Raw genomic sequence first — 19341 nt, 5'->3', positions numbered from 1 at the left:
TCCCTCACAGGTTGATGTGACCAAATGCGTTGTTCCAGTCCTGCTCAAACTTCTCTATTGCTGACTCTACCGCAGGGGTATTGAGCATTTGTTGCGCTACGTCTAATGGCAGGGTGATTGCTTCACATCCTGCCAGCAAGCAATCCAGCGCCTGACGTGGAGTTTTAAAGCTGGCCGCCAGTACCATGCTGTTCGGTGCATGCAGTTCCAGCAATGTTTGCAGTTCCTGTACTGTGCGAATCCCGTCGCCGCCCTGCGCGTCGATACGGTTAACGTAAGGCGCGATATATTTCGCTCCTGCCAGCGCAGCCAGTAGCCCCTGAGAAGCACTGTAAACGGCGGTTCCCAGCGTGGTGATACCCTCTTTTTTCAGCATCTTGATCGCGGCCAGACCTTCGGATGTCACCGGGATTTTCACTACCAGACCGGGCACCGCATTGCCCAGGCGTTTAGCTTCTTCCACCATGCCCTGCGCATCCCGGCTCATGGTCTGGGCAAACAGAATGCCCTCTTTGCCAATGGCGTTCTGCAGGCGTGGCAGCACATCCCAGATGGATTCTTTGCTTGCTGCCACAATGCTTGGGTTGGTGGTGACGCCCGCGATAGGGAAGATGCGGGCCAGACGTTCGACTTCCGCGACGTTGGCGGTATCAAGATAAAGTTCCATACAAAAACACCCTCTACGTTTTCCGTTAGCTGCCCGTTGCCGGGTTGCTTTGCTATGCACAGGATAAGAGTGTTTCGTCACGCGGTGCTATCTGACAAATCTGTCAAAAGCTGGATAAATGTAATATGTCTATAAAAGTGAGAGATACCTCACATGTAAGTGATATGTGATGGTATATGTTTTTTGATAATACAAAAATCCAGTAAATATTACCTTTGTCTCCGTTTTCTGTCCCAGTATGCGATTATAACTGGTCAGTTTTTTTCTCCGTCAACTGGCTGTGATACTGCCGACGATACTCTGACGGCGAACGTTCAGTATTCTTGCGAAACAGGCGGCAGAAGTAGTTGCTGTCAATAAACCCACAGGTGTGCGCCACGTCTTTGATCTTCAGCTCGTAACCCTTTAACAGCGTTTTTGCGTGTTCCAGTCGCGTGTGGTTCAGGTATTCGTTAAAACCGATAGCGCCCGTTTTTTGAAACAGGTGGGAGAGGTAATTAGGTGAAATGTAAAACGCCTGTGCGACGGATTCACGGGTGAGTGGCGAAGCGTAGCGTTCGTCAATATAGCCGCGAATGGCGTCGAAAAGCGCCTGACTACGTGATGCGGTTTGGATCTGGCTGCCGAGCAGATCGCGACAGTGGCTCAGCAAGCTCGCAACGATTAGCCTGGCCGTTTGCTGCTCCTGCGGCTGCATTTGCATCTCATGGAGCGTTTGCAGCAGAAAAGAGCCAATACGCGGCCCACGCCGAGCGACGTGCTGGTGGGTAAGGTTTTGATATTGCTTGCCGTCCCACTGCACGACGCTGAAACCCAGTTGTTGTTTGCCGAACAGGATGCTGAGTGTGGTGACTGGTGTGACCCACTGCGGAATATTCCAGCCGCCAGCCGGAACAAACAAGACATCGCCGGGGGTAAGCACCTTATCGATGCCAGAATCCGCAAATTCACCTTCCAGCACAATTTCCAGCCGGGGAAAATCGACCTGATACGCCAGTTCCGGCGTTGTGCTAGTGGTGCTGGCAAAATAAATCTGCCGCAGCGGCGTGGGGCCGTTAATCAGTCGGGAGAGAAGATGGCTGACGTCGTGATACATGTTAATCCCTTGCAGGCAGCAGACAGGGAAACAGTAACGTTGAAAACAATCGCCCTCAAGTGATTATTGCCGGATGGCGGCTAATGCCATATCCGGCCTACAAGTCTTTGCGAGCTGTAGGCAGGATAAGCGTAACGCATCCGGCAGACGGTTATTGATTACCGATTTGATCGCCGTAAGGCAGGGAATCGTAATCTATCAGGGCATTTTTCTTGTACGGATTGCCAATCCAGCGGGTTGTCTCTTTGAACTGAGGACTGGTAATGGCGCGAGTTGGATCGAAGCCATCGTAGGTGAAGCCCGCTAAGTCAGACCATGTGTGGATAAGCTCTGAGCTGCTGTATTTACGATTCACATCCTGTGAGAAGTCACGCGGGTGCGCGGCCTGCCATTTTTCCGAAGTCCACAACAGGAACGGCACCGTGTACATATGGCGCGTTGGGTTGTCTTCATTACGACCCTGCGTTTTGTGCGGTGGCGTATCGTAAACCTCTTCGCCATGATCGGAGAAGTACAGCAGGAAGCCGTTCGGATCGGTCGCTTTATAGTCTTTGATCAGGCTGGCAATAATATGATCGTTGTAAACATTCGCGCTGTCGTAATCGTTGTAGGCTTCCAGCTCATCGTTACTCAGACCTGCGGGAACATGGTCGATATTATTGTCGAACTTACCCTGGCCATCCGGATAGCGGAATTTGTACTTAATATGCGTACCCAGCAGATGCACGATGATGAACTTTTTCGGTGCCGGGTCGGCCAGTACTTCTTTAAATGGCGCCAGCACGTTGCTGTCATATTCGCGCGCACTTTGCGTACGCTGCTGGTTCATATAGAACTGTTTATCCGTCTGCTTAGAGAACACCGTCAGCATGGTGTTGCGGGCGGTCATCGTCTGCTGATTAGTGATCCAGAAGGTTTTATAACCCGCCTGTTTCATCATGTTCATCAGGGACGGCTGAGTCAGATACAGATCCGGGTTCTTCTCGTTAGCGAAGGTCAGCGCCTGCTGCAGGATTTCAATGGTGTACGGACGGGAAGTCACGACATTATTGAATACGGTGAAGTTAGGATCGGATTTATGCAGCGCATCCAGTTCTGGCGTCGTTTCACGCGGGTAGCCATACAGGCTCATGCGGCCACGTTGCGTTGATTCGCCAATCACCAGCACCAATGTACGCGGTGCGTCACCTGAGCTGTCTTTAAAGTTAGCCAGCGGCGGCAGGGCATTGTTCTCATTCAGCAGGCTATTGAGCGAGGTCAACTGCTGACGATATTGATAATACCCGGAGATGAATTGCCACGGCGCGGCGGGCTCCATACGTGAAGCGAGCCCATCCAACGTTTTTTCAAACGGCTTATGTTTGATAAATGTGTTCACTGTCATCGGATGCAGAATCAATCCGTATAACAGTGCAAACGACACCAGATAGCGCCAGGGTGATGGAATATGTACCGGACGCAAACGTGTCCATAGCAGAATTGCCATTGCTGTATATGCCAGCGCAATTAAGACGATCTTCAGGCTGAAGTATTGACTCAGGTACTCGCTGGCTTCGTTCGCATTGGTTTCAAACATTACGTACAGAACGCTTTGCGAGAACTCTTGCCCGTAAATGACGTAATAGCTCAGCGCAGCCAGCGAGGCCGCCCATAGAATTACGCCAATGACGGCAGCAATAATGCGGATACGGTTTGGAAATAAAAATACCGGGATCAACCACAGCGAGCTGAACAGCAGGGAGTCGCGTAGGCCGGTAGATCCGCTATAGCCGCTAAAATAGATAACGGCCTGCAGTAATGAGGAAAAAAACCAAAAATAGAGGAGCGCCCAACCCAGGGCTTTCCAGCTAAAGGCGGGTTTAGACTGGAGTTGTAAGGATTGCATAATGTGAGCCTGTCTTTAATCGTAGCGCCAAGAGTAGCGACTAAACATTAAGAGGAACTGAAGCATCACGATCTCAGGATCGTGTTTTGCTGTTGTAATATTCACGTAGTGAATATGTTCAGGCAGGAATATATTGAAAATGAAGTGGTTGTAACAGCGGTTTTTACTGTCGCCTTCGTACAGTAGCACGAAGGCGACAGCAGGAGGGGACGTTAGCCTGTATTGCGCATACCGGCGGCGACACCCGCGATGGTCACCATCAGCGCTTGTTCAACGCGTGGATCCGGTTCATGGCCTTGCTCTTCGGCCTGGCGTGAGCGGTGTAACAACTCTGCCTGTAAGACGTTCAGCGGGTCAGTATAAACATTCCTTAACTGAATGGACTCGGCAATCCACGGCAGGTCGGCCATCAAATGTGAGTCGTTGGCAATCGCCAGTACGACATCGATATCTGCTGCCAGGCGTTGGCGTAGCTCTTCACCCAGCGGCCACAGCTCTTTTTTGACCAGGCGCTGATCGTAATACTCTGCCAGCCACAGGTCTGCTTTCGCGAAAACCATTTCCAGCATGCCAAGGCGTGTGGAGAAGAATGGCCAGTCGCGGCACATCGCTTCGAGTTCGCTTTGCTTACCATCTTCAACCACTTTTTGCAGCGCGGTACCAGCACCAAGCCAGGCCGGGAGCATCAGACGGTTCTGCGTCCAGGCAAAGATCCACGGTATAGCACGCAGAGACTCAACGCCGCCGGTCGGACGGCGTTTTGCCGGACGTGAACCGAGCGGCAATTTACCCAGTTCCTGCTCCGGTGTGGCTGAGCGGAAATAAGGGACGAAGTCTTTGTTTTCACGCACATATCCACGGTATAGCTCGCAGGAAATATCGGAAAGCTCATCCATGATATGACGCCAGTTATCCTTCGGTTCTGGCGGTGGTAACAGGTTGGCCTCCAGAATTGCTCCGGTATACAGCGACAGGCTGCTGATGGTCACTTCCGGCAGGCCGTACTTAAAGCGGATCATCTCCCCTTGTTCTGTCACGCGCAGACCGCCTTTCAGGCTGCCTGGTGGTTGAGAGAGCAGCGCCGCATGCGCAGGCGCGCCGCCGCGACCAATGGATCCGCCGCGACCATGGAACAGCGTCAGTTCGATACCGGCTTTTTCGCAGGTTTTGATCAGCGCGTCCTGAGCCTGGTATTGCGCCCAGGACGCTGCCATCACGCCCGCGTCTTTTGCGGAATCAGAGTAGCCAATCATGACCATCTGTTTGCCCTGGATAAAGCCGCGGTACCAGTCGATATTCAGAAGCTGGGACATGACGTCATCGGCATTGTTGAGGTCGTCCAGCGTTTCAAATAGCGGAGCGACCGGCATAGCAAAACCAATTCCGGCTTCTTTCAGCAGCAGATGCACGGCCAGCACATCCGACGGCGTTTTCGCCATCGAGATAACATAGGCGGCAATGGAGCCATACGGGGCTTCGGCAATGACCTGACAGGTGTCGAGCACTTCACGGGTGTCATTGCTCGGCTCCCAGTTACGCGGCAGGAGCGGACGCTTGGAATTCAGTTCACGGATCAGGAAAGCCTGTTTATCCGCTTCCGACCAGTTTTCGTAGTCGCCAATGCCCAGATAACGAGTCAGTTCGCCCAAGGCTTCAGTATGACGGGTGCTTTCCTGACGAATATCAATACGCACCAGCGGCACGCCGAAACACTTCACGCGGCGCAGGGTGTCGAGCAATTCGCCATTGGCGATGATGCCCATACCACAGGCCTGTAGAGACTGGTAGCACGCGTAAAGCGGGTCCCAGAGCTGTTCGTTTTGGGTGAGAAGTCCCGCAGGTTTCGGCAATTTCTCGCCTTTCAGACGAGCTTCAAGCCAGGCCTGGGTCGCCATCAGACGAGAACGCAGGGTTTTCATCAGATAGCGGTATGGTTCAGCAGCGCCTTCTTCGCCTACCAGCGCCATCAGCTCCGGCGTGGCATCCACCATCGACAGCTCAGAAATCAGAAACTGGATGTCTTTCAGGAACAGGTCTGTCGCTTTCCAGCGGCTGAGCAATAGCACGTGACGGGTGATATCCGCCGTTACGTTCGGGTTGCCGTCACGGTCGCCGCCCATCCAGGAGGTAAATCGAACCGGGACAAAATCAACCGGCAGCTTATATCCAAGATGCTCTTCCAGTTGTTCATTCAGCTCGCGCAGGTAGTTCGGCACACCTTCCCACAGGCTGTTTTCAACAACCGCGAATCCCCATTTAGCTTCATCAACCGGGCTTGGGCGCAGTTTGCGGATTTCATCCGTATGCCAGGACTGAGCAATGAGCTGACGCAGACGGCGCATCAGTTGGTTGCGTTCATAATCGACGAGGTCTTTGTTATCAAGCTGCTTGAGGCAGGCGTTCACTTCACCCATTTTATGGATCAGCGTACGACGAGTGATCTCGGTCGGGTGGGCGGTGAGTACCAGCTCCAGAGAGAGTGATTCTACGGCTTTCTTGATGGTGGCGTCATTGAGGTTGGGCTGCTCTTTCAGTTTACGCAGAGTGCGAGCAATCACTTCCGGGTTGCTGGCGGCTTCGCCTTTTGGCGAAATGCTGTGGTGCTGCTCGGCGGTGTTGGCCAGGTTCAGGAACTGGCTAAATGCGCGGGCAACCGGCAGCAGCTCGTCGTTAGACAGATTTTGCAGTGTGGTGAGCAATTCCTGGCGATTAATTTCATTGCCAGCGCGAGATGATTTGGACAGCTTTCGAATTGTTTCTACGCGATCAAGAATGTTCTCTCCCAACGCATCCTTGATGGTCTCTCCCAGCACTTTGCCGAGCATACTGACATTACTACGCAACGCGGAATATTGTTCGTTCATATTAACCCAGACACCCCATCTATTTTGAATATGTCCTGTATCTTTCGCGCCTGACTATCACGCAAAATCTTGCGGACTTAACTTTTTAGCCGTCTTTTATAAAGCCACGTAAAACACGTGACGTCAATTGCTGCGAAATCGGTTCAGCAAACGAATAAATGCCGTGAATTTACGTTATTTAATTCACATCCAATCAAATAAGCGTTGCTTATGGAAATGTTAAAAAATCGCCCCGCTTACCACTAAGGGATTAGCGGGGTGACAAGCAGTTAATGCCAGCAGAAATGGTGCACAACCTGAGTGATTAATTCGCGGGTTGGCTTAATAAAGCGCGTTTCCAGATACTCATCCGGCTGATGCGCCTGATTAATGGAGCCTGGACCCAACACCAGCGTTGGGCAAAGCGTCTGGATAAACGGCGCTTCGGTGCAATAGTTCACCACTTCAGTCTGTGCGCCCAGCAGTTTCTCAACCACCTCTACCAGTTGATGGTCAGGTGGGCACTCATAGCCGGGAATCGGCGGATGCAGTTCCGATACGGTCAGGCGACCCGGCCAACGTTCGCTGACAGGGGCCAGCGCTTCGTTAAGTAACCCATTGAGATCGTTTAGCGTCATACCCGGTAGCGGGCGAATATCCATATGCAGTTCGCAGCAGGCGCAGATTCGGTTGGCGGCGTCACCGCCGTGGATGTGGCCCAAATTTAACGTTGGATACGGGACGGTAAAGGCATCATGGTGATAGCGCGCTTTCAGGTCATCGCGCAGATGCATGATATGGCCGATGGCATCATGCATCAGTTCAATCGCATTAACGCCACGCGCCGGATCGCTTGAATGACCCGACTGTCCCAGAATGCGTATCGCATTAGAGATATGGCCTTTGTGCGCGCGCACCGGTTGCAGGGATGTGGGTTCGCCAATGATCGCGCAGTCCGGGCGCAGAGCGGTAGTTTCAGAGAAGTAGCGAGCTCCCGCCATGCTGGTCTCTTCGTCAGCAGTGGCCAGAATGTACAGGGGTTTTTTCAGTTTCGTGACGTCGACATCACGCAACGCGTCGAGGATAAAGGCGAAGAAGCCTTTCATATCCGCCGTACCCAAACCATACAGCTTATTGTCATGCTCGGTTAGAGTGAACGGATCGCGGGTCCAGCGTCCGTCGTCAAAGGGTACGGTATCGGTATGGCCCGCCAACAACAGGCCGCCAGCGCCCTGTCCAATGCTCGCCAGCATATTGAATTTATTTCGCGTATCGGGAACCGGTTGGACCTCCACATTGAAGCCTAAATCTTTAAACCAGCCCGCCAGCAGAGTGATTAAACCTGCATTGCTTTGATCGAGTGCTTCTTCGGTGGCACTGATCGATGGCGTGGCAATCAGAGCGCGGTAAATCTCGATAAATGGCGGTAAATTGTTTTTCATTGTTGACACACCTCGGGTCATGATAGTATCAATATTCATGCAGTATTTGTGAATAAAAATACATTAACGTTGAGCGTAATAAAACCCACCAAGTGTAAGGTGAGGTGATAAAGGCTTATACCTGGCAACAGAATCTAAGAAGGTGAGCTGCCCCGATGTTGAATACGCTGATTGTGGGCGCCAGTGGCTATGCCGGCGCAGAGCTTGTGACCTATGTAAATCGCCATCCTGATATGACCATAACCGCTTTGACCGTCTCAGCGCAAAGCAATGATGCAGGAAAATTAATCTCCGATTTGCATCCGCAGTTGAAAGGCATTGTCGATTTACCGTTGCAGCCAATGTCAGATATCAGCGAGTTTAGCGCAGGGGTGGATGTTGTGTTCCTCGCAACGGCTCATGAGGTGAGTCATGACCTGGCTCCGCAGTTTTTGCAGGCCGGTTGCGTGGTGTTTGACCTTTCGGGCGCGTTTCGCGTAAACGACGGCGCGTTCTATGAAAAATATTATGGCTTTACGCATCAGCATCCTGAGCTGCTGGAGCAGGCCGTTTATGGGCTGGCGGAGTGGAATGCGGACAAACTGAAAGAAGCGAATCTGATTGCTGTGCCAGGTTGTTACCCGACGGCGGCGCAGCTTTCGCTGAAACCGTTGATTGATGCCGGGCTGCTGGATCTCAGCCAGTGGCCGGTAATTAATGCGACCAGCGGCGTGAGCGGTGCGGGGCGTAAAGCGGCTATCTCCAACAGCTTTTGTGAGGTGAGCCTGCAGCCGTATGGCGTGTTTACCCATCGTCATCAGCCGGAAATCGCCACTCATCTGGGGACAGAGGTGATTTTCACCCCGCATCTGGGTAACTTCCCGCGCGGAATTCTGGAAACTATCACTTGTCGCCTTAAGTCGGGCGTAACCCATGCACAGGTGGCTCAGACGCTGCAACAGGCGTATGGCGATACACCGCTGGTGCGTCTGTATGACAAAGGGGTTCCGGCGCTGAAGAATGTGGTTGGATTACCGTTCTGCGATATCGGGTTTGCCGTACAGGGTGAACACCTGATCGTCGTGGCGACGGAAGACAACTTATTGAAAGGCGCGGCGGCACAGGCGATGCAGTGCGCAAATATTCGTTTTGGCTTTGCCCAAACGCAGTCTCTTATTTAGGGTGCAACAATGAATCCATTAATTATCAAGTTGGGCGGCGTTTTACTGGATAGCGAAGAGGCGCTGGAGCGCTTGTTTACCGCACTGGTGAATTATCGTGAGTCGCACCAGCGTCCGCTGGTCATTGTGCACGGTGGCGGCTGCGTGGTCGACGAGCTGATGAAGCAGCTGAATCTGCCGGTGAAAAAGAAAAATGGTCTGCGCGTCACGCCTGCCGATCAAATTGACATTATTACCGGTGCCCTGGCGGGAACGGCGAATAAAACCTTGCTGGCTTGGGCGAAAAAGCATCACATCGCGTCTGTGGGTCTGTATCTTGGCGATGGCGACAGCGTAAAAGTGACGCCGCTCGATAAAGAACTGGGTCATGTTGGACTGGCGCAGCCGGGTTCGCCTAAGCTGATTAACACGCTGCTGGAAAGCGGTTTTCTGCCGGTAGTGAGCTCTATTGGCGTCACTGATGATGGGCTGCTGATGAACGTGAATGCCGATCAGGCGGCAACGGCGCTGGCGGCAACGCTGGGTGCGGATCTGATCCTGCTCTCTGATGTAAGCGGTATTCTGGATGGCAAAGGCCAGCGTATTGCCGAAATGACTGCAGCGAAAGCGGAACAGCTGATTGAACAGGGCATTATTACCGATGGCATGATCGTGAAGGTGAATGCGGCGCTGGATGCCGCGCGTACGCTGGGTCGTCCGGTGGATATCGCCTCCTGGCGTCATGCAGAGCAACTCCCGGCGCTGTTTAACGGCACGCCAATTGGTACGCGTATTCTGGCTTAACTACTAATGTGCCGGATGGCGGCTTCGCCTTATCCGGCCTACGTGGGTTTTGTAGGCCCGGTAAGCGCAGCGCCACCGGGCAAAAATATCATATTAAGGAAATTCGTTATGGCACTTTGGGGTGGGCGTTTTACACAGGCAGCAGATCAGCGGTTCAAACAGTTCAACGACTCGTTGCGTTTTGACTACCGCCTGGCAGAACAGGATATTGTTGGCTCTGTGGCCTGGTCCAAAGCGTTGGTAACGGTCGGTGTACTGACTGCTGATGAACAGCTGCGGTTGGAAGAAGCGCTGAATAATCTGCTGGAAGAGGTTCGCGCGAATCCTCAGCAGATTCTGCAAAGCGATGCCGAAGATATTCACAGTTGGGTGGAAGGTAAGCTGATTGATAAAGTCGGCCAGCTTGGTAAAAAACTGCATACCGGACGTAGCCGTAACGACCAGGTCGCGACCGATCTCAAGCTGTGGTGCAAAGACACGGTTATCGAATTACTATCGGCCAATCGTCAGTTGCAAACTGCGCTGGTGGTGACGGCGGAGAATAACCAGGACGCCGTCATGCCGGGTTACACCCACCTGCAACGTGCGCAGCCGGTGACGTTTGCTCACTGGTGTCTGGCCTATGTTGAAATGTTGGCGCGTGACGAGAGCCGCCTGCAGGATGCGCTCAAACGCCTGGACGTCAGTCCGTTAGGCTGCGGCGCGCTGGCGGGTACGGCGTATGAAATCGATCGCGAGCAGCTGGCGGGTTGGTTGGGCTTTGCCTCGGCTACGCGCAACAGTCTGGACAGCGTTTCTGACCGTGACCACGTGCTGGAGTTACTCTCAGACGCCTCTATCGGCATGGTACACCTGTCGCGTTTTACTGAAGACCTGATTTTCTTTAACACCGGCGAAGCGGGCTTTGTCGAGCTGTCCGATCGTGTGACTTCGGGTTCATCTCTGATGCCGCAGAAGAAAAATCCGGATGCGCTGGAGCTGATCCGTGGCAAATGCGGTCGCGTGCAGGGTGCGTTGACCGGCATGATGATGACGTTAAAAGGCCTCCCGCTGGCATACAACAAAGATATGCAGGAAGACAAAGAAGGGCTGTTCGACGCGCTCGACACCTGGCTGGACTGTCTGCATATGGCCGCGCTGGTGCTGGATGGTATCCAGGTGAAACGTCCGCGTTGTCAGGAAGCGGCGCAGCAGGGCTATGCTAACGCCACTGAACTGGCGGATTATCTGGTGGCGAAAGGTGTCCCGTTCCGCGAAGCGCACCATATCGTAGGTGAAACGGTGGTCGAGGCGATTCGACAGGGCAAACCGCTGGAGGCGCTGTCGCTTGCTGACTTACAAAAGTTTAGCCAGGTGATTGGCGATGACGTTTACCCGATCCTCTCGTTGCAATCGTGCCTGGACAAGCGTGCGGCGAAAGGCGGCGTGTCACCCCAGCAGGTTGCACAGGCGATCGACTACGCGAAGGCACGTCTGGCATAAAGTGATGGGTAATCATTCGAGCCTGGCGTCACGCCGGGCTTTTTTATGCAAAAAAAATGCGGACACAAGGTCCGCAAAAGTTCACGTTGGCTTTAGTTATTTCGAGTATGAGAGAAACTCTCAGAACGGACAGTAGCTTCAAGGGTTAAAGGGGTACCGTTCCGTTTCTGTGGTGCATTATTAAACAGAAAGCTTGATAGGGATAATCGTTCGTTGCTATGCTACCTATCGCTACGAACTATCGTGGCGATGGAGGATGAATAATGAATATTCGTGATCTTGAATACCTGGTAGCGCTAGCCGAACATCGTCACTTCCGACGAGCGGCAGACTCCTGTCACGTTAGCCAACCAACACTGAGCGGGCAGATCCGCAAGCTGGAAGATGAGCTTGGCGTCATGTTGTTGGAGCGTACGAGTCGCAAGGTGCTGTTCACCCAGGCTGGTTTGCTGCTGGTGGATCAGGCGCGCACCGTGCTGCGCGAGGTCAAAGTGCTCAAGGAGATGGCAAGCCAACAAGGCGAGACAATGTCTGGCCCGCTGCATATTGGTTTGATCCCAACGGTGGGGCCATACCTGCTGCCGCATATTATTCCGATGTTGCACCAGACCTTCCCAAAACTGGAAATGTATCTCCATGAGGCGCAGACACATCAGCTGTTAGCGCAACTGGATAGCGGCAAGCTCGACTGCGTCATTCTGGCGCTGGTGAAAGAGAGTGAGGCGTTCATCGAAGTACCGCTATTTGATGAGCCTATGCTGCTGGCGATCTATGAAGATCATCCGTGGGCAAACCGTGACTGTGTACCGATGTCCGATCTGGCGGGTGAAAAACTGCTGATGCTGGAAGATGGCCACTGCCTGCGCGATCAGGCAATGGGCTTCTGCTTTGAAGCGGGTGCTGATGAAGATACCCATTTTCGGGCAACCAGTCTGGAAACGCTGCGTAACATGGTGGCGGCAGGAAGCGGTATTACCTTACTGCCTGCGCTGGCTGTTCCGCCGGAGCGTAAGCGTGATGGTGTCGTTTATCTGCCATGCATTAAACCCGAACCGCGTCGTACGATTGGTCTGGTGTACCGTCCTGGTTCGCCGCTGCGCAGCCGTTATGAACAGTTGGCAGAGGCCATCCGTGGATCAATGGATGGCCATTTCGACAGTGCGTTAAAACAGGCGGTTTAAGCCATTTAGCGCTGCTACCCGATAGGCTTCTGCCATGGTTGGGTAGTTAAAGGTGGTGTTAACGAAGTACTCGATAGTGTTACCACCACCTTTTTGCTCCATTATCGCTTGCCCGATGTGAATAATTTCGGCCGCGCGCTCCCCAAAGCAGTGGATCCCCAGAATCTCTTTGGTTTCGCGATGGAACAGGATCTTCAGCGTCCCAACACTCATACCCACGATTTGCGCACGTGCCAGATGCTTAAACTGGGCGCGGCCAACCTCGTATGGAACTTTCATTGCCGTGAGTTGCTGTTCGGTTTTACCAACGGAGCTGATTTCTGGAATGGTATAAATCCCGGTCGGGATATCTTCAATCAGATGCGCGGTCGCTTCGCCTTTTACCAACGCCTGGGCGGCAATGCGTCCCTGGTCGTAGGCCGCCGATGCCAGGCTCGGATAACCGATCACATCCCCTACGGCATACACATGCGGCAGCGCCGTCTGGTACATGCTATTCACTTTGAGCTGCCCACGGCTGTCGGTTTTCAGGCCAATGTTTTCCAGCGCCAGCGAATCGGTATTACCGGTACGGCCATTGGCGTACAACAGGCAGTCTGCCTTCAGTTTCTTACCGGATTTCAGGTGCATGATGACGCCGTCATCGCAGCCTTCAATCTTCTCATACTCTTCGTTGTGGCGAATGACCACACCGCTGTTCCAGAAGTGGTAAGAGAGCGAGTCGGACATCTCTTGATCGAGGAATGCCAGCAGACGATCGCGGGTGTTGATTAAATCAACTTTGACGTCCATTCCACGGAAGATCGACGCATATTCACAGCCAATGACCCCCGCGCCATAAATCAGCACATGGCGGGGTTCGTGGTGCAGGCTCAGGATAGAGTCGCTGTCGTAAACCCGTGGATGCGAAAAGTCGACATCAACAGGGCGATAAGGACGCGAACCGCAGGCAATAACAAACTTATCCGCAGTCAGCGTTTCCACCGTACCGTCGTGACATTCCAGGGCGATCGTGTGTTCATCAACAAAACGGGCATTCCCCTGCAAAATTTCGCAGTGATTGCGCTCGTAAAATCCTTGCCGCATACGCGTTTGCTGATTAATAACGTTATCAGCGTGGTTGAGAATATCGGCAAAAGAAGAACGAAGGAGTCGGGAGTGGTCGCTGTACAGTGGGTTCTGATTGAATTCAATAATGCGGCTGACGGCGTGGCGGAGGGCTTTCGACGGGATGGTGCCCCAGTGGGTACAGCCTCCGCCGACGTTATGATAGCGCTCAATCACCGCGACGCGCGCTCCTTGCTTAACCAGACCCATTGCAGCGCCTTCGCCGCCGGGACCGGAACCTATTACTATTGCATCGTAATCGTAGGAATGTGACATGGTCAGGCTTACCTGTTCTTATACATAAAAGCAACAGAATAGTAACATCGTTGTCAGGATAACCCAATTATCGTTGTGCTTTTTTGCGAAGTCGAAGCACAAACTGCGCGTAAACAATCATTCACAAAGCCATGCCAACCGCCTAATCTCTGGTATAGTGCCAGCAAGGTATGTGGAAGGATTCAGACATCGTGATGGGCGTTAGAGCGCAACAAAAAGAAAAAACCCGGCGTTCGCTGGTAGAAGCCGCATTTAGTCAACTGAGCGCTGAGCGTAGTTTTGCCAGCCTCAGTTTACGCGAAGTTGCTCGTGAAGCGGGCATTGCGCCAACCTCGTTTTATCGCCATTTCCGCGATGTGGATGAACTCGGCCTGACGATGGTGGACGAAAGCGGTCTGATGCTGCGTCAATTGATGCGCCAGGCGCGCCAGCGTATCGCGAAGGGCGGGAGTGTGATCCGCACCTCGGTCTCAACATTTATGGAGTTCATCGGCAACAATCCCAACGCCTTCCGTTTATTATTGCGCGAGCGTTCGGGGACATCCGCAGCGTTTCGTGCAGCGGTCGCACGTGAAATTCAGCACTTCATTGCGGAACTTGCGGACTATCTGGAACTCGAAAACCATATGCCTCGTGCGTTTACTGAAGCGCAAGCCGAAGCCATGGTAACCATTGTTTTCAGCGCCGGGGCAGAAGCACTGGATGTTGGCGCTGAACAGCGTCGACAGCTAGAAGAGCGGCTGGTATTGCAACTGCGCATGATCGCGAAAGGCGCATTTTATTGGTACCGCCGTGAACAAGAGAAGATGACGCACCACTCCGAGTAACGAGAAGGACAAGCAATGAAACAGTCAGGTCAAGATAAAGGTACGCTGCTGCTGGCGCTGGTTGCTGGCTTATCGATCAATGGTACATTTGCGGCGCTGTTTAGCTCCATTGTGCCATTCTCCGTATTCCCGATTATTTCGCTGGTGCTGACGGTTTATTGTCTGCATCAACGCTATCAGAACCGCACCATGCCTGTGGGATTGCCGGGCCTGGCCGCCGCCTGTTTTATTCTCGGTGTTCTGCTGTACAGCACCGTGGTACGCGCTGAATATCCGGATATTGGCTCTAACTTCTTCCCGGCGGTGCTGTCGGTGATTCTGGTGTTCTGGATCGGCTTTAAAGTGCGTAACCGTAAACAGGAAATTGTGGAGTAACAGTTGTCGCTGTAGGCCGGATAAGGCAAAGCCGCTATCCGGCAATCTGAACCGGTAGTGCTTATCCGGCCTCCGTTCAGTCTTACTTCTTCGTTAACAGTACTCCGCACTCCATATGGTGCGTATATGGGAACTGATCGAATAGCGCCAGACGTGAAACATTGTGCGTCTGGCTTAACGTTTCCAGGTTCTTACACAGCGTCTCCGGATTGCAGGAGATGTACAGAATGCGCGGATACGCCTGCACCATTTTCTCCGTTTCGCTGTCCAGACCGCTGCGCGGTGGGTCAACGAAGATAGTTTCACACTGGTAACTCTTCAGATCGATTCCCTGCAAACGGTTGAACTCGCGAACGCCGTTCATCGCCTGAGTAAACTCTTCGGCCGCCATGCGGATAATTTGTACGTTATCAATATGGTTAGCCGCGATGTTGTACTGTGCAGCAGCCACGGACGGTTTGGCGATTTCAGTGGCCAGTACGCGGTTGAAGTTTTGCGCCAGGGCTAACGAGAAATTGCCATTGCCGCAATACAGCTCCAGCAGGTCGCCTTTTGAGCCCCTGGTGACATCAATCGCCCACTCCAACATCTGAATATTCATGGCGGCGTTCGGCTGGGTGAAGCTGTTCTCAACCTGGCGGTAGATAATCTCTTTACCTGCAACCGGCAAGCGTTCGTCAATGTAGTCCTGGTCCAGCTCAATTTTGGTTTTGGTAGCCCGACCAATCAAATGCACGTTCAGGTTTTGCGCCCGCAGCGCATCTCGCAGCGCTTCGGCTTCCTTACGCCATTCATCATCCAGCTTTTTATGGTACAGCATCGAAACCACCGCCTGATCGCTCAGGGTTGTGAGGTAATCAATCTGAAACAGTTTGTGGCGCAGGACGTGGTTGTTGCGAACGCCGTCGATCATTGCCGTCATCAACGTGTTGATGAGCTCGCTGGCTGCCGGGAAGCTGTCGACGCGAATACGGTTTTTGGTCTGGCTGTCGAACATGATGTGGTACAGGTCATCACCGTCATGCCACAGGCGGAATTCGGCGCGCATACGGTAATGGCTGACCGGTGAGCGAAACACTTCCGGAGCCTGTGCATAAAATGGCGTCATTAAGCTCTGCAGACGCACTACTTTCTCAGCTAACTGGGCGTCGTACTGTTCTGTCGGCAGGTGTTCGGGGGTCATGATGCGTCCTGAAAAATAAAAGTACGCGGGGATTGTAGGGATTGCTCAACAGATGTCCAGTCATTGATGATTTCCGATAATGTGATACGCGGTCTGGACACCAGGTTGTAACAAACTGTAGCATCCGTTTTCCGGTCCTGTGAGTTAAAAGGGAATCCAGTGTAAATCTGGAGCTGACGCGCAGCGGTAAGGAAGGTAAGAGATGAGCGCACCTGGTGCAGACACTGCGGATTGCCGCGGGAAGTCATCGTCTCTTTAAGTCGCCTCCAAGCCCGAAGACCTGCCGGCTAACGTCGCATCTGGTTTTCATCATCGCGTACTATCGGTGGGACCTGCGGCATCCTTCTTAAATTGTGGATGCTTTACAATGATCAAAAAATCATTGCTGTGCACGGCGCTGTCCGTCACGGCATTTTCTGGTTGGGCACAGGACACTCGCCCGGATACTCTCGTCGTCACTGCCAACCGTTTTCAGCAGCCTCGTAGCGCAGTACTCGCTCCTATTACCGTTGTTACGCGTCAGGATATCGATCGCTGGCAATCTACCTCCGTGAATGATGTGCTTCGTCGCCTGCCTGGCGTCGATATCGCTCAATACGGTGGTATGGGACAAAACTCGTCTATCTCTATTCGCGGCACCAACGCCAGCCATGTTCTGGTGCTGATTGACGGCGTGCGCCTGAACCTGGCAGGGGTTAGCGGCGCAGCCGATCTCAGCCAGTTCCCGGTCTCGTTAGTGCAGCGTATCGAATACATTCGAGGGCCGCGTTCGGCGGTTTATGGTTCTGATGCGATTGGCGGCGTGGTGAATATCATTACCACGCGCGAAAAGCCGGGGACGGAACTGACCGCTGGCGTGGGAAGCAATGGCTACCAGAATTACGATGTCTCAACCCAACAACAGCTCGGCGAAAATACGCGCGTCACGCTGATGGGCGATTATGCCTATACCAAAGGCTTTGATGTTGTAGCATACGGCAGCACCGGCTCTCAGGCTCAGCCCGATAAAGACGGTTTTTTAAGTAAAACGCTGTATGGCGCGCTGGAACACAACTTTTCCGATACATGGAGCGGGTTTGTTCGCGGTTATGGTTATGATAACCGCACGAATTACGACTCATATTACTCTCCTGGCTCGCCGCTCCTCGATACCCGAAAACTCTACAGCCAAAGCTGGGATGCCGGACTGCGTTTTAATGGCGAGCTTATCCAGTCGCAGCTGGTTTCGAGCTATAGCCATAGCAAAGACTACAACTATGATCCGGATTATGGCCGCTATGATTCCTCGGCCACACTGGATGAGATGAAGCAATATAATGTGCAGTGGTCAAACAGCATAGTGGTTGGTCATGGTAATGTGGGCGCTGGTGTCGACTGGCAAAAGCAAACTACGGAGCCTGGCACCGGGTATGTCACGGACGGTTACGACCAGCGAAATACCGGCCTCTACTTGACGGGATTACAGCAACTGGGTGATTTCACTTTCGAAGGTGCTGCGCGCAGTGATGATAACTCCGAGTTTGGACGTCATGGCACATGGCAAACCAGCGCCGGATGGGAGTTTATTGAAGGCTATCGCTTTATTGCGTCCTACGGTACATCTTACAAAGCACCTAATCTCGGGCAGTTGCATGGTTATTACGGCAATTCGAACCTGGATCCTGAACAAAGTAAGCAATGGGAAGGGGCGTTTGAAGGCTTAACGGCGGGTGTGAACTGGCGAGTTTCAGGGTATCGTAACGATATCGATGACATGATCGATTATGACCCACATACCGAGAAATACTTTAACGAAGGTAAAGTACGCATTAAAGGCGTTGAAGCGACCGCAAACTTTGATACCGGACCGCTGGCACATACGTTGAGCTACGATTATGTCGATTCGCGCAATGCAATTACGGACAAGCCGCTCGCACGACGTTCTAAACAGCAGGTGAAATACCAGCTTGACTGGCAGGTCTATGATTTTGACTGGGGCCTGACGTATCACTACCTGGGAACGCGTTATGACACGGACTACGTAACCTACCAGCCGGTAAAAATGGGAGGAGTTAGCCTGTGGGATCTTGCCGTGTCATATCCAATCACCTCACAGCTGACAGTTCGTGGTAAAATCGCCAACCTGTTCGATAAAGATTACGAGACAGTTTATGGCTACGCAACTGCAGGACGGGAATACACCTTGTCTGGCAGCTACACCTTCTGATCCCCGTCCCACCGTGCTGGTGTTTGATTCCGGCGTCGGTGGGTTGTCGGTCTATGACGAGATCCGGCGTCTTCTGCCGGATCTCCACTATATCTACGCTTTCGACAACGTCGCCTTTCCTTATGGAGAGAAGAGCGAGGAGTTTATCGTCGAGCGTGTTGTTGAGATTGTGACTGCTGTCCAGCAGCGCTATCCCCTTTCTCTTGCGGTCATCGCATGTAATACAGCAAGCACGGTGTCGCTTCCTGCGTTACGTGAGAAGTTTGCCTTCCCGGTTGTGGGCGTGGTGCCTGCGATTAAACCGGCGGCGCGACTCACGGCGAATGGCGTAGTGGGGCTGCTGGCTACGCGTGCAACGGTGAAGCGCTCGTATACCCATGAGCTGATTGCGCGGTTTGCTAACGAATGCCAAATTGCAATGTTGGGTTCTGCTGAGCTGGTGGAACTGGCGGAAGCGAAGCTGCACGGTGAAACAGTTTCTCTGGAAGATCTGCGGCGTATTCTGCGTCCGTGGCTGCGGATGTCGGAACCACCCGATACGGTAGTGCTCGGGTGCACTCATTTCCCTCTATTACAGGAAGAGCTTTTACAGGTCCTGCCCGAGGGGACGCGGCTGGTGGATTCTGGTGCCGCGATTGCGCGCCGCACGGCCTGGTTATTAGAACATGAAGCGCCAGATGCGAAATCAACCGATGAGAACGTTGCATTTTGTATGGCAATGACGACAGAAGCCGAACAACTATTGCCCGTGCTACAGCGCTATGGCTTTAAAACGCTCGAAAAACTGTCAGTTTAAGTGGTTTTGATGAAAAAACACGCACTCGGAAG

15 protein-coding genes and 1 riboswitch are annotated in these 19341 nt (G+C 52.9%); of the genes, 8 read left to right on the top strand and 7 right to left on the bottom strand.

Annotated elements, in window-relative coordinates:
- Positions 1 to 4: 4 nt before the first annotated feature.
- From fsa to argE, 5 genes are all read right to left on the bottom strand, one after another.
- Positions 5 to 667: a fructose-6-phosphate aldolase gene (gene fsa / locus G4551_RS22615; protein WP_003840536.1), complete on the bottom strand. Its 663-nt coding sequence runs from the start codon at positions 665 to 667 to the stop codon at positions 5 to 7.
- 244 nt (positions 668 to 911) lie between these two features.
- Positions 912 to 1763, bottom strand: coding sequence for an AraC family transcriptional regulator (locus G4551_RS22610; protein WP_003840537.1), 852 nt, complete (start codon positions 1761 to 1763; stop codon positions 912 to 914).
- Between the two features lie 151 nt (positions 1764 to 1914).
- Positions 1915 to 3648 carry a phosphoethanolamine transferase CptA gene (locus tag G4551_RS22605; RefSeq protein WP_003840540.1) on the bottom strand — a complete coding sequence of 578 codons (1734 nt, stop codon included), beginning with the start codon at positions 3646 to 3648 and terminating at the stop codon, positions 1915 to 1917.
- Positions 3649 to 3860: 212 nt separating this feature from the next.
- Complete coding sequence (ppc, locus tag G4551_RS22600; protein WP_003840542.1) at positions 3861 to 6512, bottom strand: phosphoenolpyruvate carboxylase; 2652 nt, start codon at positions 6510 to 6512, stop codon at positions 3861 to 3863.
- A 269-nt stretch (positions 6513 to 6781) separates the two neighbouring features.
- The gene (gene argE, locus G4551_RS22595) at positions 6782 to 7933 is read right to left on the bottom strand and encodes an acetylornithine deacetylase (protein WP_003028848.1); all 1152 of its coding nucleotides are present in this window, start codon (positions 7931 to 7933) and stop codon (positions 6782 to 6784) included.
- 155 nt (positions 7934 to 8088) lie between these two features.
- Between argE and argC the strand changes: the two genes are divergently transcribed.
- From argC to oxyR, 4 genes are all read left to right on the top strand, one after another.
- Positions 8089 to 9093, top strand: coding sequence for an N-acetyl-gamma-glutamyl-phosphate reductase (argC, locus tag G4551_RS22590; protein WP_003840544.1), 1005 nt, complete (start codon positions 8089 to 8091; stop codon positions 9091 to 9093).
- Between the two features lie 9 nt (positions 9094 to 9102).
- Positions 9103 to 9876 carry an acetylglutamate kinase gene (gene argB, locus G4551_RS22585; protein ID WP_003028854.1) on the top strand — a complete coding sequence of 258 codons (774 nt, stop codon included), beginning with the start codon at positions 9103 to 9105 and terminating at the stop codon, positions 9874 to 9876.
- Positions 9877 to 9984: 108 nt separating this feature from the next.
- Positions 9985 to 11358, top strand: coding sequence for an argininosuccinate lyase (gene argH, locus G4551_RS22580; protein ID WP_003840546.1), 1374 nt, complete (start codon positions 9985 to 9987; stop codon positions 11356 to 11358).
- A gap of 263 nt (positions 11359 to 11621) precedes the next feature.
- Positions 11622 to 12539, top strand: coding sequence for a DNA-binding transcriptional regulator OxyR (oxyR, locus tag G4551_RS22575; RefSeq protein ID WP_003028858.1), 918 nt, complete (start codon positions 11622 to 11624; stop codon positions 12537 to 12539).
- Here oxyR and sthA read toward each other — a convergent pair.
- On the bottom strand, positions 12522 to 13922 hold the full coding sequence (sthA, locus tag G4551_RS22570; RefSeq protein ID WP_003028860.1) for a Si-specific NAD(P)(+) transhydrogenase: 1401 nt from the start codon (positions 13920 to 13922) through the stop codon (positions 12522 to 12524). The genes oxyR and sthA overlap by 18 nt on opposite strands.
- A 191-nt stretch (positions 13923 to 14113) precedes the next feature.
- On the opposite strand from sthA, the gene fabR reads away from it, so the two are divergent.
- Entirely contained in the window at positions 14114 to 14749 is a 636-nt protein-coding gene (gene fabR / locus G4551_RS22565; RefSeq protein ID WP_003028862.1) for an HTH-type transcriptional repressor FabR, read from the top strand.
- A 15-nt stretch (positions 14750 to 14764) separates the two neighbouring features.
- On the top strand, positions 14765 to 15124 hold the full coding sequence (locus G4551_RS22560) for a YijD family membrane protein (RefSeq protein ID WP_003028863.1): 360 nt from the start codon (positions 14765 to 14767) through the stop codon (positions 15122 to 15124).
- An 82-nt stretch (positions 15125 to 15206) separates the two neighbouring features.
- Here the strand turns inward: G4551_RS22560 and trmA are convergent, their stop codons facing one another.
- Positions 15207 to 16307 (bottom strand): tRNA (uridine(54)-C5)-methyltransferase TrmA, encoded by a 1101-nt coding sequence (gene trmA / locus G4551_RS22555; protein ID WP_003028866.1) that lies wholly within the window; start codon positions 16305 to 16307, stop codon positions 15207 to 15209.
- Between the two features lie 115 nt (positions 16308 to 16422).
- Positions 16423 to 16609, top strand: a riboswitch (cobalamin riboswitch).
- A 65-nt stretch (positions 16610 to 16674) separates the two neighbouring features.
- On the opposite strand from trmA, the gene btuB reads away from it, so the two are divergent.
- Together btuB and murI are read left to right on the top strand one after the other, a co-directional pair.
- Positions 16675 to 18513, top strand: a complete 1839-nt coding sequence (gene btuB / locus G4551_RS22550; RefSeq protein WP_003840550.1) for a TonB-dependent vitamin B12 receptor BtuB — start codon at positions 16675 to 16677, stop codon at positions 18511 to 18513.
- Complete coding sequence (murI, locus tag G4551_RS22545) at positions 18458 to 19309, top strand: glutamate racemase (protein WP_003028870.1); 852 nt, start codon at positions 18458 to 18460, stop codon at positions 19307 to 19309. The genes btuB and murI overlap by 56 nt, the downstream gene beginning before the upstream one ends.
- The last annotated feature ends 32 nt before the right edge of the window (positions 19310 to 19341 follow it).

The sequence above is a fragment of the Citrobacter freundii ATCC 8090 = MTCC 1658 = NBRC 12681 genome (genome assembly GCF_011064845.1).
In the GTDB taxonomy this organism is placed as follows: Bacteria; Pseudomonadota; Gammaproteobacteria; order Enterobacterales; family Enterobacteriaceae; genus Citrobacter; species Citrobacter freundii.
Note: the sequence above shows the minus strand (reverse complement) of the source record. Positions and strands in the feature narration are given on the sequence as shown.